Source organism: Frankia sp. CgMI4 (assembly GCF_001756285.1).
GTDB lineage: Bacteria > Actinomycetota > Actinomycetes > Frankiales > Frankiaceae > Frankia > Frankia casuarinae.
Genome location: NZ_MAQZ01000053.1, coordinates 1 through 13,705, shown reverse-complemented (window position 1 = coordinate 13,705; position 13,705 = coordinate 1). Strand labels below are relative to the sequence as shown.

At 69.8% G+C, this 13,705-nt stretch carries 13 protein-coding genes and 4 pseudogenes; 8 read left to right on the top strand and 9 right to left on the bottom strand.

The annotated features are described in order from the left end of the window. Nucleotides 1-179: 179 nt before the first annotated feature. Nucleotides 180-755, top strand: a pseudogene (locus tag Manayef4_RS25780) (transposase); the annotation flags it as partial. A gap of 83 nt (nt 756-838) precedes the next feature. On the opposite strand, the pseudogene Manayef4_RS25330 reads toward Manayef4_RS25780, so the two are convergent. Next, a pseudogene (locus Manayef4_RS25330) lies at nt 839-967 on the bottom strand (winged helix-turn-helix domain-containing protein); the annotation flags it as partial. 200 nt (nt 968-1,167) lie between these two features. On the opposite strand from Manayef4_RS25330, the gene Manayef4_RS07350 reads away from it, so the two are divergent. Beyond that, nucleotides 1,168-1,935 carry a hypothetical protein gene (locus Manayef4_RS07350; protein ID WP_023840189.1) on the top strand — a complete coding sequence of 256 codons (768 nt, stop codon included), beginning with the start codon at nt 1,168-1,170 and terminating at the stop codon, nt 1,933-1,935. A 78-nt stretch (nt 1,936-2,013) separates the two neighbouring features. Here the strand turns inward: Manayef4_RS07350 and Manayef4_RS07345 are convergent, their stop codons facing one another. Together Manayef4_RS07345 and Manayef4_RS25775 are read right to left on the bottom strand one after the other, a co-directional pair. Continuing rightward, nucleotides 2,014-2,715 carry an IS66 family transposase gene (locus Manayef4_RS07345; RefSeq protein ID WP_235608660.1) on the bottom strand — a complete coding sequence of 234 codons (702 nt, stop codon included), beginning with the start codon at nt 2,713-2,715 and terminating at the stop codon, nt 2,014-2,016. Continuing rightward, nucleotides 2,663-2,938, bottom strand: coding sequence for a hypothetical protein (locus Manayef4_RS25775; protein WP_254665505.1), 276 nt, complete (start codon nt 2,936-2,938; stop codon nt 2,663-2,665). The genes Manayef4_RS07345 and Manayef4_RS25775 overlap by 53 nt, the downstream gene beginning before the upstream one ends. Nucleotides 2,939-2,953: 15 nt before the next feature. Here Manayef4_RS25775 and Manayef4_RS07340 point away from each other — a divergent pair, with 15 nt between their 5' ends. Further along, a complete protein-coding gene (locus tag Manayef4_RS07340; protein WP_175443339.1) occupies nt 2,954-3,832 on the top strand; it encodes a WYL domain-containing protein in 879 nt (292 codons plus the stop codon). A gap of 84 nt (nt 3,833-3,916) precedes the next feature. On the opposite strand, the gene Manayef4_RS07335 is transcribed toward Manayef4_RS07340, so the two are convergent. The 5 genes and pseudogenes from Manayef4_RS07335 to Manayef4_RS07315 form a co-directional block, all read right to left on the bottom strand. Next, nucleotides 3,917-4,264 carry a HepT-like ribonuclease domain-containing protein gene (locus Manayef4_RS07335; RefSeq protein WP_070131083.1) on the bottom strand — a complete coding sequence of 116 codons (348 nt, stop codon included), beginning with the start codon at nt 4,262-4,264 and terminating at the stop codon, nt 3,917-3,919. Then, on the bottom strand, nt 4,254-4,556 hold the full coding sequence (locus tag Manayef4_RS07330) for a nucleotidyltransferase (RefSeq protein WP_011434627.1): 303 nt from the start codon (nt 4,554-4,556) through the stop codon (nt 4,254-4,256). Before Manayef4_RS07330 ends, Manayef4_RS07335 begins: the two co-directional genes overlap by 11 nt. Nucleotides 4,557-5,114: 558 nt before the next feature. Next, nucleotides 5,115-5,938, bottom strand: a pseudogene (locus tag Manayef4_RS07325) (IS5 family transposase). Between the two features lie 230 nt (nt 5,939-6,168). Then, complete coding sequence (locus Manayef4_RS07320) at nt 6,169-7,398, bottom strand: hypothetical protein (protein WP_070131082.1); 1,230 nt, start codon at nt 7,396-7,398, stop codon at nt 6,169-6,171. Nucleotides 7,399-7,638: 240 nt separating this feature from the next. Next, a complete protein-coding gene (locus Manayef4_RS07315) occupies nt 7,639-8,133 on the bottom strand; it encodes a methylated-DNA--[protein]-cysteine S-methyltransferase (RefSeq protein WP_023840195.1) in 495 nt (164 codons plus the stop codon). Nucleotides 8,134-8,362: 229 nt separating this feature from the next. Here Manayef4_RS07315 and Manayef4_RS07310 point away from each other — a divergent pair, with 229 nt between their 5' ends. The 4 genes from Manayef4_RS07310 to Manayef4_RS25770 all read left to right on the top strand — a co-directional run bounded on the left by Manayef4_RS07310 (nt 8,363) and on the right by Manayef4_RS25770 (nt 11,012). Continuing rightward, nucleotides 8,363-8,848: a sigma-70 family RNA polymerase sigma factor gene (locus Manayef4_RS07310; protein ID WP_070131081.1), complete on the top strand. Its 486-nt coding sequence runs from the start codon at nt 8,363-8,365 to the stop codon at nt 8,846-8,848. Beyond that, nucleotides 8,845-9,459, top strand: a complete 615-nt coding sequence (locus tag Manayef4_RS07305) for a methylated-DNA--[protein]-cysteine S-methyltransferase (protein WP_070131080.1) — start codon at nt 8,845-8,847, stop codon at nt 9,457-9,459. The genes Manayef4_RS07310 and Manayef4_RS07305 overlap by 4 nt, the downstream gene beginning before the upstream one ends. 142 nt (nt 9,460-9,601) lie before the next feature. Then, the gene (locus Manayef4_RS07300) at nt 9,602-10,336 is read left to right on the top strand and encodes an SDR family oxidoreductase (RefSeq protein WP_070131079.1); all 735 of its coding nucleotides are present in this window, start codon (nt 9,602-9,604) and stop codon (nt 10,334-10,336) included. Nucleotides 10,337-10,613: 277 nt separating this feature from the next. Continuing rightward, nucleotides 10,614-11,012, top strand: a complete 399-nt coding sequence (locus Manayef4_RS25770; protein WP_023840197.1) for a hypothetical protein — start codon at nt 10,614-10,616, stop codon at nt 11,010-11,012. A gap of 628 nt (nt 11,013-11,640) precedes the next feature. Here the strand turns inward: Manayef4_RS25770 and Manayef4_RS07285 are convergent. Then, on the bottom strand, nt 11,641-13,341 hold the full coding sequence (locus tag Manayef4_RS07285) for an IS66 family transposase (RefSeq protein WP_254665504.1): 1,701 nt from the start codon (nt 13,339-13,341) through the stop codon (nt 11,641-11,643). Between the two features lie 212 nt (nt 13,342-13,553). Between Manayef4_RS07285 and Manayef4_RS25765 the strand changes: the two are divergent. Then, nucleotides 13,554-13,705 (top strand): annotated as a pseudogene (locus Manayef4_RS25765) (IS5/IS1182 family transposase); the annotation flags it as partial.

The window sequence follows — 13,705 nt, the reverse complement described above, 5'->3', positions numbered from 1 at the left end:
ACAAGCCGTCGCGGCGACAGGAGGTGCACAGAGCGCCCGGGCGGGGGTTCCGAATCCGGTCACCGGCAGGCCTGCGCCGGGAGCGAAAGTAACTGGCGGTGGTTTGTTGTGATCGGTAATGGGAGCGGGAACAGGGAATAAGGAGAAGTGATCGCCTGCGGTCATGGGGGTGAGCAGTGATGACAGCGCGGCTGCCGTGCCCGCCGGCACCGGCGCCGTGGAGGCGTACGCGTCCCGGTTCGATGACCTGTTCGCGTCGCGGGCGCAGCGGCAGGGGTTCCGGGACTGTCTGGTTGGTCTGGCTGGCGCCGCGGGACCGGAACAAGACACTGACCTGCCTGGCCGGGGCGGAGCCGGTGGTCGGCGCCCAGCACCGGCAGGCCCAGCGGCTGCAGTGGTTCGTCTCGGAGTCCTCCTGGGACCACCAGAAGATCAACAGTAGGCGGGTTGAGCTGCTCGCCAGAGCGCCAGGCACAGCCCCGCAGCCGGGCGGGGCCCTGGTCATCGACGACTCCGGGGACCGCAAGAGCGGGCACGCCACCGCGGGAGTCTCCCGCCAGTACCTCGGTTCCCGCGGGGCCATCGAGCGTGGCGTCGTCGCGGTGACCACGGCATGGGCCGACGAGCGGGCCTACCACCCGCTGCACACCCGGCTCTACCTGCCGGCCCCCTGCCTACCCGAGGGGCGCAACGACCCGTCGTTCCAGACCAAGGGGCAGATCGCCGCCGGCCTGGTCACCGACGCCCGCACAGCCGGGATCCCGTTCCGCGCGGTGATCGCCGACTGCTTCTACGGCCCGTCCGAAAGCCCCGGCCTCGTCCTCGAAGACGATCCAGGACCCTGTGGCCGCAGCGATTTTTTTGCCCGCGGCCACGTCTCCCGCGGCCACGTCTCCCGCCGCCACACCCCCACCGCACCGTCGTCGCGTTCAACCGCCCGCCGGGCGGGCCGCTGGCACGACCAGCCCCGCCGCAGCAGCCGCTCACATCGCAGAGCTGGGCAGGAACCTGCTACTCAACGTCTTGGGCCTCCCTGCCTTCACCGTGGCCGCGCTGGAGGTAGTACCGAAGCAGTCGATCTTTCAGCCGGGATCGCTGGYGATCGCTGGTAGGGCGCCGGATTGGGAGCAATACAAGCCCCCGGCTCCTGGTCGGGCCAGCCGGCTGGTGGGCGGGTCGGGTCGATACCAGCGGGAGTTCGACGCGGCCCGAAGCACGTGGGAAGCCGACACGGCCGAGTTCCAGCGGGTCGAGACCGACCGGCTACGACAACTCACTGCGGCTCGAACCAGACACGACCAGCAGGTGGCTGCGGCCCTCGACCGTGCCGCGGCGCACAACGCCCGCATCGCGGCACAGTGGGCGGCGTGTCTGGACGGTGACCCGGAAGCGGTCGAGTGGTTCGTCGGCCAAGCGCTCGCGGCCACGTCCTATCCCGACGGCTTCCCCGTAGCACGCAAAATCGCCTACCGGCCCCAGGAACACGACATCGTCATCGAGATCGAATTCCCACAACGATCCGTGATCCCCGAAATCAGGGAATACAAGCTATTCAAGACCGCACCCGAGGTCAGGCCGGTAAAGTGGAAAGAGCCTGAAGCCAAGAAGCTATATGCRCAGCTCGTTGCCTGGATGACGTTGCGGATAGTGCACGAAGTCTTCGAGGCCACGAAGACGCTTGACCTCATCGATGTTGTTGTCTTCAACGGAACCGTCATCGATGTAGCACCCACGACCGGCAAAGACACTCTCTACCATCTGGTAAGTCTCGAACCCGAACGATCCCTGTTCGAGGCGAGCCTTGAACTCGACCGAGTCACCGATCCGATCGGATGCCTGCGCGAGCTGGGCGCGGAAGTCTCACCCAACCCTTACGATCTAGAAGCCGTGAAACCCGTTGTCACGTTCGACCTCCGTCGATTCAGACGTACGTAGTCGGAATTCCCGTGGGTGCATGGTCGCGGGCGGCGTGACGGTCGGTCACGCCGCTGGGTGTTGCGAGGAGTTCGCTGGTCAGCTGGGTGGCTGTTTCCACGCCTCAAGGTCGTCGGGGCTGGCGGCCCAGGGCAGGAACCGTTCGAGGTCGGTGCCGGTGAGCGCTGTGTCGTCGGTCTGGCCGCAGGCGTCGAGGTAGCTTTCCAGGTAGGTCAGCAGGTTCAGTCCGTGCAGCGTCGTGGTCGCGGTGACCGTGAAGATCGTGGCGGCGTCGCGGGCGGCGTCCTCGGTGCGGGAGCCGCCGGCGTTGCGCCGGGTCACGACTGGCCCCCTGATCGCTCTCTCGGCCGGGTTGTTGTCCAGACCGATCATGGGATAGCCGCGGTGGGCGGTCAGGCCGTCCCATTCCCGGTCCATCGTGGCCAGGGCCTTCTTCGCGGGTTCCTGCAGGCCCGGGGAGGTCATCTGTTCCTGTCGGACGGTGTCGATCATGCCGATCGCGGTGTCCCAGCCGGCGTAGGCGGCGGCCAGGGCGCGCTCGGCGCGCGGGGACGGGGCCGTGGCGGCGGTGTGCCAGGCCGCGGCGAGCGCGTCGTGCGCGGTGTAGAGATCGCGGATCCGGTCGACCCGCTGGCGGGCCCAGATCCCGAGCTGGGCGGGGTTCGCGTCCCCGGCTCGTACGAAGTGCCGCCGGGCGTGCGCCCAGCAGTACAGGTTGACCAGGCCGTCAGCCCGCCGGCCGGCGGAGGCGTACACGGTGTAGAAGTCCGACGACAGCACGAGCCGGCGCGCCGCGCCGCCCGGGGGTGTCGCTGAGCTGGCCGATGTCCGGGTCGAGGCCGACATGGTCGGCGAGGACCGCACTCGAACGGGTCGCGTCCATCACGAAGCATACCGAGTCCTCACCGAGGAAGACCCACAGCCAGAAGCGGGCCGGCCCGCCGCCGGGGAAATCGCAGTCGACCTCGTCACGGGTGAGATGGTCATAGTTCCGCCGGCCCATCAGTGGTCCGCGCTGGTGACCGCATGGTTGATGTTGGAACATGCTCCGACCAGCCGGGAGATCCGCGGAGACAAGGAACTGGCCCCGCCGCTGCCCCTGGCCTCGGCCGCCGGTGGGCTACGACGCGCCATGCTGTGCGCGGCGCGCGGTGGGCTGTCGTTGCGGGTGGCCGGCGAGCACGTCGACTGGTTCTTCCCGCACGGGCCAGGCGAGCTGCGGGACAAGGCGGCCGCCGCGATACGGGAGTTGGAATATCTGGTCAAGGATGTGGCTCGCCTCCACGGGAAGATCCGGGTGCGGGGAATGCGCTCGTGCGTCGTGGCCGAAGAGGCCTTGATCAGCGAGATTCTGCATACCCGGTCATTGGCGAAGCTGTCCTTGGCGCGGGTGGCGCCGACGGTGCTGTCCAGCTCGCACGAGCCGCACGAGGTGCTGGCACGGCTGCGTGCGGCCGGGCTGTCCCCGGTCGCCGAGGACGCGACGGGCACAGTGATCGTCGAGAAGCAGCAGGAGCACCGCGCGGCTGCGCCCCGGTCGCCGACGCGGGCCGCGTCCCGGGTCCGGCCCCGGATGGACGCGGAGAAGCTGGCCGCACGGCTGCTCGCGGACCCGGATGGCACGGACAGCGGCGGGTCGGATATCTCGGAGACGTCCGCGCGGCTGGCGCAGCTGAACCCTGGCCTGACCGATACCGAGATCATCCTGCTTGCCGACGCGATCGAGGCCCAGCGCGACGTGTTGATCAGCTATCGGAACAAGGCAGGAAACCGGACTGCCCGGGAGATCCAGCCGCACCAGCTGTACGGCCGATGGCTCGAGGCGTGGTGTCACCTGCGGGACGCACAACGGGACTTCACCGYGGCCAACATCGAGTCGGTCGCCCCGGTCGGCTGACCCCGTCGGTGGCCCTCACCGACTGCCTGTGCCCGCGCCCGACATCAGGCGACCAGGCCACTCACGCTCCAGCCCTCGGTGGGTTCAGGTGCCTTCGCGTACAGCTGCGAGGACTCGACGCAGGTCGACAGAGAACTGGGGTAGTTGCTCTCTGGCCGCGGTGTGCAGTATCTCGAGGTCGACGGACCAGTAGCCGTGGACGATCCGGTTGCGTAGCCGGACGGGCTGCTTCCAGGCGATGTCGGGATAGCTCTTGGTGATCTCTTCGGAGAGCTGACTGGCGGCTTCGCCGAGCACGGTGAAGTTCCACAGGAGTGCGTCGCGGCGCTGCCGGTCCGCTTCCAGGGCGCTGACGGTGATTCCGTCGKTGAGTTTCTGTGCCTGGTCGGCCGCTTCGATCATCTCGCTGAGAAGGAGGACGTCACGCCGCATAGACGGGCCGTGCCTCAGCCAGGACGGACGAGCGGAGMAGCGGGTGGAGCCCGCGGGCGGAGACCAAATCGACGGGCCGTCCGAACAGGCCGGTGAGGTCATCGGCGAGCTGCTCGATGTCCCAGCCCAGACGCCGGCCCGGCGCAAGGGTGTACAGGATGTCGATGTCGCTGTCAGCGGTCGCGGTGCCGCGCGCCTGCGAGCCGAACACCTGGAGTTCCGCGATCCCGTAACGAGCGCAGATCGCGGCCAGGCGTGCCCTGTCGATCTCTACTCCGGCGATGGACCCCACAGGTCAAGGGTAGCCGCAGGAAGCTCAAGGTCCAGGGCGCACCGTTCCAACGCGCATCGCCGCTGATCATGACTGCCCGTTGACCAGCCGCACGGGCAAACCGCGACTCACTGGCATCACGCCCGCCCCGGCGACTCGGACCGAGGCCAGCGGCACCCCGAGGCGGTTAAGGGGTTAACTCAACACCGGCAAACGAGCTCTGGACCACAGCGCCCGCCGGGCGAATCAGGCGACGGTTCGGATTGTGCGAATTTTGCACCAAGAAAAAAGTTCAACAAAATGCCAGGTCACACCAAGACGACGGCGCCCGCGAATGGAACGCCCGCGACGGCCGTGTCACCGATCTCGGGCTGCACTGCACCGTCGCCCCCGCGGCCGGTAACGAGATCACGATCGCGATTCGGGCATCCGCAGGCAGCGAGAACACGACCGGGTGACAGACGCCGGGTATTCGTGGTTCACAGATCCACCGGCCGTGCCCTCCACGACCCGGTGGACCTGACTCCCGCCACGGCGTGGCCATGGCTACTGAGAGCCTGTCCTGGATCTTGAGTGATGTTAACGCTCTGTAGTATCGCGGGGTTGCCGGCGTGGGACGGGATTCCCGCGAACGAGACGGCGGACCATGGTGCGGATCATCGCCCAGTGGATGAACGATGCGGAGGTGGCGGGGTGGCGTTCGTAGTCGCGGGCAAGCCGCCGGTGGGCGGTGAGCCAGGCAAGGGTACGTTCGACCACCCATCGTTTCGGCAGGGCCTCGAAGGTTTTCTGACCGGGTTTCTTCCGAACGATCTCGACGGTGGTCCTCATGATGGTCCGCGCCCATGCAACAAGCTGGCCAGCGAAACCGCCGTCGGYGAACAGATGACGGCAGCGATGATGGGTGAAGTAGTGGTCTATCAGGAGGCGCCGGCCGCCGTCGCGGTCCTGGACGTTGGCAGGGACGACGAGGACGGTCAGCAGGAGACCCAGCGTGTCGACGATCACGAACCGCTTGCGGCCGTTGACCTTCTTGCCGGCATCGTAGCCGCGGGAGTCGGCGCCGACCGTCTGGGCGCCCTTGACCGACTGGGAGTCCACCACCCCCGCGGTCGGCTCCGCGCGAGCCGGACCCTGCCCCGCAGCGCGTCATGGATCCCGGCGGTCACGCCTTTTTTCTTCCACCGGTCAAAGAAGCCGTAGACCGTCTGCCACGGCGGGAAGCCCGCCGGCAGCGCGCGCCACACGATCCCGTTGTGTGTCACGTACAGGATGGCGTCCACGATGTCCCGGCGAGAGTGCGCCTCGGGCCGGCCGTCCTTCGATACCGGCGGCAACACAGCTTCGACAAGCGCCCACTCGGCGTCGGTCAGATCCGATGGATACCGGTGTGTACGTACCATGACCAGCCCCTGCCGCCATCACCCCCGTCCAAACCCCACCAGCAACATCCACACCAACTTTCCGTCACGCTCCGCATATGCAAAAAGATCCAAAACAGGCTCTTGGAGCCTTGCCGGTCGACAGCGCAACGGACATACATCCACCTCTCCCGTGGTCTTCGGCGTGAGTGGCTCGTCACCCTGCAATTCTCCGCGACAGCGCTGAAGTTTCGGACGACTGGGCATCGCGCTCACCGCGCGCTGAAGAGATAGCGCTCGAGTACCCGATCGACGAATATCCGGCCGACACCAGGGCCGCCGGCCTCTGCCTGGGGGTCGGCGTCGGCGTCGACCTCGGTCTCGGCGTCGGCCGCGCGTCGGTACCGGTCCGGGTCGGCGAACAGGCCGTCCGTCACCTCATGCTCGACCAGCTCCGCGACAGCGTGCGCGGAACCGCCGAGGGCACGCAGTGCCCCGCGCAGCGTCTCCCACTCGACGTGCCGGTCGTTGTCGTTCCACAGCTCGGCTGCCAGGTCGTGGACGAGGGAGACGACCAGCACGGGCGTCCGGATGGCCGAGGAGATCACCATGACGTCGACCRCCGCAGCCGAGTGGCGTGCCGCGGCTGCGTCCCTCACGCCAGCCGGTTCGGGGCGTGCGGGAGCCCAGCGCCGCATCCCGGCGGACACCGTGGCCGCCGTGGACGTGACGAAGACGGCGAAAGCCATCAGATCGAGCAGAATGGTACGAGGCCCACGCCATGGCAGTGACGGCTCGGACAGGCCCGCTTCGGCAGCGAACACCGCGGCCAGGGCCCCGTCGATCGGGCCCGGTACCTCTTCCCGCGCCGCCGCGAGCGGCGCCGGTACCTGGAGGGTCAGGATCCCCTCGAACGGGGCGGGCAGGCCGTCGGCGACGAGGCGGGCCAGGCGGTCACGGGCGTCGAGGACGTCGTTGAGCCAACCGGCGGCGACCGTCGGAAGACTGCGCGCCGCCCGGCCCGGTGCACCGGCCCCGTCCACGGCCGACCCGCCCGGCCGCCGTCGGTCGACCAGTTCGGCGAGTCCCGCGGCCACCCGCTGCAGATCGGCGTCGGCGAGGGCGAGGACATGGGTCGCTACGACCAGCGACGCGGCTGCAACGACATCCGCATCGGTGAGATGGCGGTGCACATGCTCGGCGGCGGYGGGGTGGATGCGCCGCGTGGTCTCGGTCAGGGTCGCCACCAGCCCACCCACCGGACTCGCGGACCACTGCCCGCCGGTGGCGAGCCGCTCGACGTCCGCGGAGCATTCCGCGACGGCCTTGTCGATCGCGGCGACGCAGGCGGCAGGCACCAGACCCAGCCGGCCCTCMGCACGCACGACGGCCGCCTCCACGTCCAGCATCGCCCGCAGCCACGCCGCACCGCTCGTCGCCGTATCGATGAGAGTTCCGGCCCAGGACGCCGCCCGCCCGTCACCGTGTCGTAGGTCGTCCATCGTGCCGCTTCCTCTCGCAGACGGAGGTCCGGTCGCGGTCACGGCCGAGTGCGGGGCGGACCGGTCCGGGCGATGTGCACTCGCCGCCTCCGCCGCCCGGTCGGGCGCCTGCCGTGGCAGCGGTAGCGGTAGCGGTAGCGGTAGCGGTAGCGGTAGCGGTAGCGGTAGCGGTAGCGGTAGCGCCAGACCAGACTGTGCGGCTCGGCTACAGCGACGCTCGAGAGCCGGCCCGGGCCGCGCTCACCCTCGGGCCTCCAGGGCCCGCAGCTGATGGCGCACATGGCAGCCACCCGGATAGACGGCGGCATCCGGCCCCACGCGCAGCACCCGGTGGCAGGGGATGAGGATCGGCAGTGGATTGGCCGCTACCTCCAGCCCCACCGCCGCCGCCTCCGCCGGTCGACCCGCYGCGACAGCCAGCTCACCGACCGTCACCGCGGCGCCGAAGGGCACGGCGCACAGGGCACGCAGGACCTCCCGCTGGGCCGGGCCAACCAGCGACGTGTCCAGCGGCACCGCGAACTCCCGGCGGTCGCCGTCCAGGTACTCCACGATCTGGCGGTACACGTCGTCGAGCTGGCCGCACCTGGCCTCGGCGGCCGGCCCGACCTGCCTGGTCACGCTGTCCAGCACGAAGTCGGCGTCCTGGTCGCGGAAGGCCACGCGCACCACACCCCGCTGGGTCCGCACGAGGAAGAGCCGGCCGACAGCCGTGTCCACGTGGCGGTAGGTCACGGCGRCGTGAAGCGGGGCTCAGTGCACAGGCATCTCGCTGATCGCCGGCCTCCGGAATGCGACGGTTCGTGCGTTCACCCCTACGACGTCCGGGCCGGGCYGTTTGTGAGCCCCGGGCAGGTCCTCGCGTCCTCGTCCGCCCGGGACGGGCCCCGGCCGCTGCGCCGACCGGATCCGACCAGGCCCGAGCCCGGGCTCACACTTGGGCCGTGTGGATCGTTCTTCTGGCATGGAGCGCGAACCGTTCGACGCCGTGGTCCAGCGGTGCGGGCCGATGGTGCTGCGGGTCTGCTGGGCGGTCGCCGGGCCGGATCTGGCCGAGGATGCCTGGTCGGAGACGTTTCTCGCGGCGCTGCKGGCGTATCCGGAGCTGCCTGCGGGCAGCAACGTCGAGGCGTGGTTGGTGACGATCGCGCGCAACAAGGCGATCGACCAGCTGCGGGCCCAGTCACGGCGGCCCGCGCCGACGGAGCGCCTCCCGGAGCCGGCCCGGTGGGAGGAGCGTGACACGCAGCTGGATCTGTGGGACGCGCTGAAACGGCTCACGCCCAGGCAACGGGAGGCCGTCGCGCTCCACTATCTCGCCGGACTCCCGTACGCCGAGGTCGCCCGGCTCGTCGGTGGCAATCCCGCCGCCGCGCGGCGCGCGGGCGCTGACGCCATCGCATCGCTGCGGAGCATGCTTGCACTGGCGAAGGAGGACGAGTCGCGATGACCAGCGACGATCTTCGGGCGCCCGATCCGTTCGCCGCCATGCCGGACCTCGATGCCCGGCTCAGTCGCCTGCGCCAACGGCTCGCGGCCGAGGCCGAGCGGGAGGGTCTGCTGGACGTGGCCTACCGCAGCGTGGACTCGCCCGTCGGGCGGCTCCTGCTCGCAGCGACCCCGCAGGGGCTGGTCCGGGTCGCCTATGAGGTGGAGGACCACGACGCCGTGCTCGCGTCGCTGTCCGAGYGGATCAGCCCCCGCGTTCTGCGGGCGAACGGGCGGCTCGATCCCGTCGCCGTTCAGCTCGACGCGTACTTCRCCGGGGCCCGGTCACGCTTCACACTGAGCCTCGATCTGCGGCTCGCGACGGGATTCCGGCTCTCGGTGCTGGAGCACCTGCGCGACATCCCCTATGGCAGCACGGCCAGCTACGCGGCGGTCGCCGCGCTGGCGGGCAGCCCTCGCGCGGTCCGGGCAGTGGGGACGGCCTGCGCGACGAATCCACTGCCCGTGATCCTTCCATGTCATCGCGTCATATACAGCGACGGCCGGATCGGCCGCTACCTGGGCGGCGAGCAGGCCAAGCAATCCCTGCTGCGGCTCGAGGGGGCACTCTGACGCGGCGCGGAGAGGTCACAGGGCATCGGATCGCAATCGACACCTCACGTTCCGGCCTGTCCGGGCGTCTCCTTGCCGAGAGCCTCGTCAACGCTCTCGCCGCCGCCCCGGCGGCGGGCCGAACCCCTGGACGGGACAACGCATGTCTGCAGCACTTGTCACCGGGAGCAACCGTGGATTGGGCTTCGCAACCGCGCAGGCGTTGGCGCGGCTCGGGCACCGGATCCTCGTGACCGCGCGGGAGCAGGCCGCGGCGGACAAGGCCGCGGCCGATCTGACGGCGCAGGGATTCGACGCCGACGCCATCGCGCTCGACGTCACCTCCCCCGACAGCATCGCGGCAGCCACCAGGCGGGTCGCGGAGCTGCCGGCCGGCCTGGACATTCTGGTCAACAACGCGGGGATCCTGCCCGAGGCCACGGACGGCGAGCAGCACGAGTTCGCCTCCCTCGATCTGTTCGGGAAGACGTACGCGACCAACGTCTTCGGCCCGGTTGCCGTCACCGAGGCGCTCCTTCCGCTGCTGCGCAGGAGCCCGGCCGGCCGCATCGTCAACGTCTCCACCACGATGGGCTCGCTCAGCGACCAGGCGAACCCCRCATCGCCCTACTACGGCCTGATCGTGCCGGCGTACCAGAGCTCGAAGGCGGCGCTGAACAGCATCACGATCTCGCTCGCCAAGAAGCTCGCCGACACCCCCATCAAGATCAGCTCAGTCTGCCCGGGCTTCGTGCAGACCGACCTGACCCCGATCAACAGAGAGCAGGCTCAACTCACCGCCGACCAAGCCGCGCAGGTCGTCGTCCGGGCCGCGACCCTGCCCGACGACGCCCCCTCGGGCACGTTCTTCGACCAGAACGGCATCGTAGCCTGGTAGCAAACACCGCGCCCGGGTAGCAGCGCGCCGCACCCGACCGGCATGACCCACCAGGCGTGACGGGGTTCGGTCCGGCGGGAGTCGCTGCGGCCGCCGGGTGCCGGCCTGCCCGTGGAGGACAGGCCTGGCACTCGACGGCCCAGGCCGCAGGCCGCGACGGAGCGCCCAGGATCAGCGGGCGCGGGTCAGCTGGCGGCCCGTTCCCTGCCGAAACGCCTGCGGCGACGACTCCCACCGGTCGCCCAGCAGCAGGTCGCTGCCGGCGAGGATGGCACGCATGAGGTTGGACGTCCGGAACGTCGGCTCGATGCCCATCGTGTCGATGAGCGTGGAGCGGAGGCGACGGAAGACCGAGGCGGCTCGCTTCGGATGGCCGGACCGGGAGTGGGCCACCATGAGCTGGGCGTGCAGGTTCGTGCATCGGATGCAGGCTGATCAGGTCTTCCAGTTCGGGCACGAGCTCGTGGTGCCGCCCGAGCGCCAGGTCGGCCTCGATCCTGAGCTCGGTCGCGTGCAGCCTGGCCTCCTCCAGCGCCATGACGTGCGGTGCGCTGAGGCTGCCACGTTTGACATCCGCGAGGGCAGGGCCGCGCCACTCGCGCAGCGCCTGGCCCAACAGCCGGCTCGCCGCCTCGGCATCGCGCCGAGCCGCGGCAGTCCGCCCGGCCCGATATAGATCATCGAATCGGCACCGGTCGAAGTCGTATCCGTCCGCCACGATCTGGTATACATGGTTCCGGGTGACGAGAACCTCGCGAGAATCCTGGACCGACGGCAGCCGGAGACTCCGCCGGATATGCAGCACGTAGAGGGTGCGTCTTTTTGAGCACGTAGAGGGTGCGTCTTTTTGAGCACGTAGAGGGTGCGTCTTTTTGAGCACGTAGAGGGTGCGTCTTTTTGAGCACGTAGAGGGTGCGTCTTTTTGAGCATTCCTGGCGGCGTGGCCGCCACCTGATCGGATGAGAATTCTGTGGGGCTGCGGTGGCCTGTTTGTCGCGTTCGGGGTTGTGTCTGGGATGATGGTGGGGCGTTGCCCGGTCGACGTCGGCTGTCTCTGGTGCGGACGCAGGGCTGCGCGGAGGTAGCTGTCGGTTACGATCAACTACGTCTGGTAAGTGCCCGGGCGTGATGGCTCACGCGTCCTACGTGGTGACGTAGAAAGCCTATGCCRCTGCGCGGCGACGGCAGTGGCGACCTATTCGAAACCGTCGATTCGATGTAAGTAGTCGGAAGTCGCGTGGGGGAATGCTGACGGGCGGTGTCACCGGGTGTGACACCGCTGGAGTCGGGCTGGCGTGGCTGGGTCAGCCGGGAGGCTTCCTCCAGCGGGCGAGGTCGTCGGGGTTGGCAGCCCAGGGCAGGAACCGGTCGAGGTCCGTCCCGGTGGGTGCTCTGGCGCCGGCGCGACCGCAGGCGTCGAGGTAGTCGGCCAGGTAGGTCAGTGGGTTGAGGCCGTGCAGGTCGGCGGTCGCGGTGACGGTGAAGATCGTGGCGGCGCGGCGGGCGGCGTCGTCGGTGCGGGAGCCGCCGGTGTTCCGCCGTGTGATCACCGGTTTGCGGATGATCCTCTCGGCCGGGTTGTTGTCCAGACCGATCATGGGATGGTTGCGGTGGGCGACCAGCCCGGTCCACTCCCGGTCCATCGTGGCCAGCGCCCTGCGCGCGGGTTCGGGCAGGCCGGGGGACGCCATGTGCTCGCGGCGGGCGGTGTCGATCGCGTCGATCGCGCGGTCCCAACCGGTGTAGGCGGTCGCGAGACGCCGCTCGGCCGGCGGGCTCGGGGCCGTGATCGCCGCCTKCCAGGCGGCGGCGAGTTCGGCGTGCGCCGCGTAGAGCGCGGCGATCCGCTCGCGCCACTGCCGGGCCCAGATCCCCAGCTGCGCGGGGTTCGCGTCGCCCGCGCGCAGGAAGTACCGCCGGACGTGGACCCAGCAGAACAGGTTGACGATCCCGTCCGCCTTCGCCCCCGCGGACGCGTAGACGGCGTAGARGTCCGAGGAGATCACCAGCCGGCGCGGGCCGCCGGCGCCGTCGTCGCCCGTCAGCTGCCCGGTCTCGGCATCGATCCCGACATGGTCGGCGAGCACCGCGGCCGAGCGGGTCGGGTCCATCACGAAACACACCGAGTCCGGCCCCAGGAACACCCACAGCCACCAGCGCGCCGAGCCGTCCCCGCCGGTCGGGGTGAACACCCGCCAGGTCGTCTCGTCGGCGTGCAGGTGCCACGMCCCCCGCGACCGCCCGACGATCTTCTCCGCGAGCGGGGCGAGTAGGTCGCCGACCTGGGCGCACGCCCCGGTCAGCGTCGCCGGCGAGATCTCCGCCCCCTGCCGGGACAGGCCGGTGACCAGTGAGTTCTGGGAACGGCCCGCGACATAGCGCTCCACGACCAGCAGGGCGAGGAACCGGTGCGTGAACAGRCCCTTCCCGATCGCCTTCGACGGGCCCGGCGCGGTCACCGTCACCGGCCCCCCGCACCGGCAGCCTCGCCGGTAGCGGCGACGCCGCGTGACCCGCAGCCGCACCGACACCACCCAGTCGAGCTGCTCGACGACGTGCTCACCCCACGGCGTGAACGACGCCCCGCACGACGGGCACGTGTAACCCCCGCCCTCGAAGTCGCCGTCGACCTCGTCACGCGCCAGGTGGTCGTAGCTGCGCCGGCCCGAACGCGCCCCCGGCCCCCGCGGCCGGCCCGTCGACCCACCAGCCCCCTCACCAGCCGCCCCGTCCCGACCATCACCGCTGTCCCCTGCGCCGGCGCAGGCCGGCGGCCCGCCCGACGCGCGCTCCGACGACCGGCCGAACAGCATCCGACGCAACGTCGCCAGTTCCGCCCGCAACGCCTCAAGCTCGGCCGCGGCCGCGGTCTCCCGCGCGAGCAGCCGGGCATGCTCCGTCCCCAGCTCCGCGAGCTCGACTCGCAGACGGCCGTTCTCCACCAACACATCCGCCAGCGCCTCACCACCAGCAACGCCGCAAACACCCGACTCGACAACCGCCACGCACCACAGCAAACCATCCCGACCAGCGAACCGTCACCCACGGARAYCATCAGGCCACACCCAGTCCCCGCAGCCACCGCCAACGTCGATCAACTCAACGGGACTTCCGACTACGTACGTTCGGGCGGTGGCCGGAGGGGTGCCGTAAATAGAGAAGTCCCCGGTAGATCACAGGGTGTCTACCCCACTGTGCCCTTGACCGAGGACTTCCGTTGCTAACCTACCCTGGTGTCGTCGACCTGCCCGAGTCGACCCTGACCTTCCTCGCGGGGCTGCTGGCCGAGGACCGCGCCCAGCGTCGGACCTGGCGCAAGCTGCCCCCACCCGAGCAGGCACTCCTGGTGCTCGTCCACCTCCGCAAGGG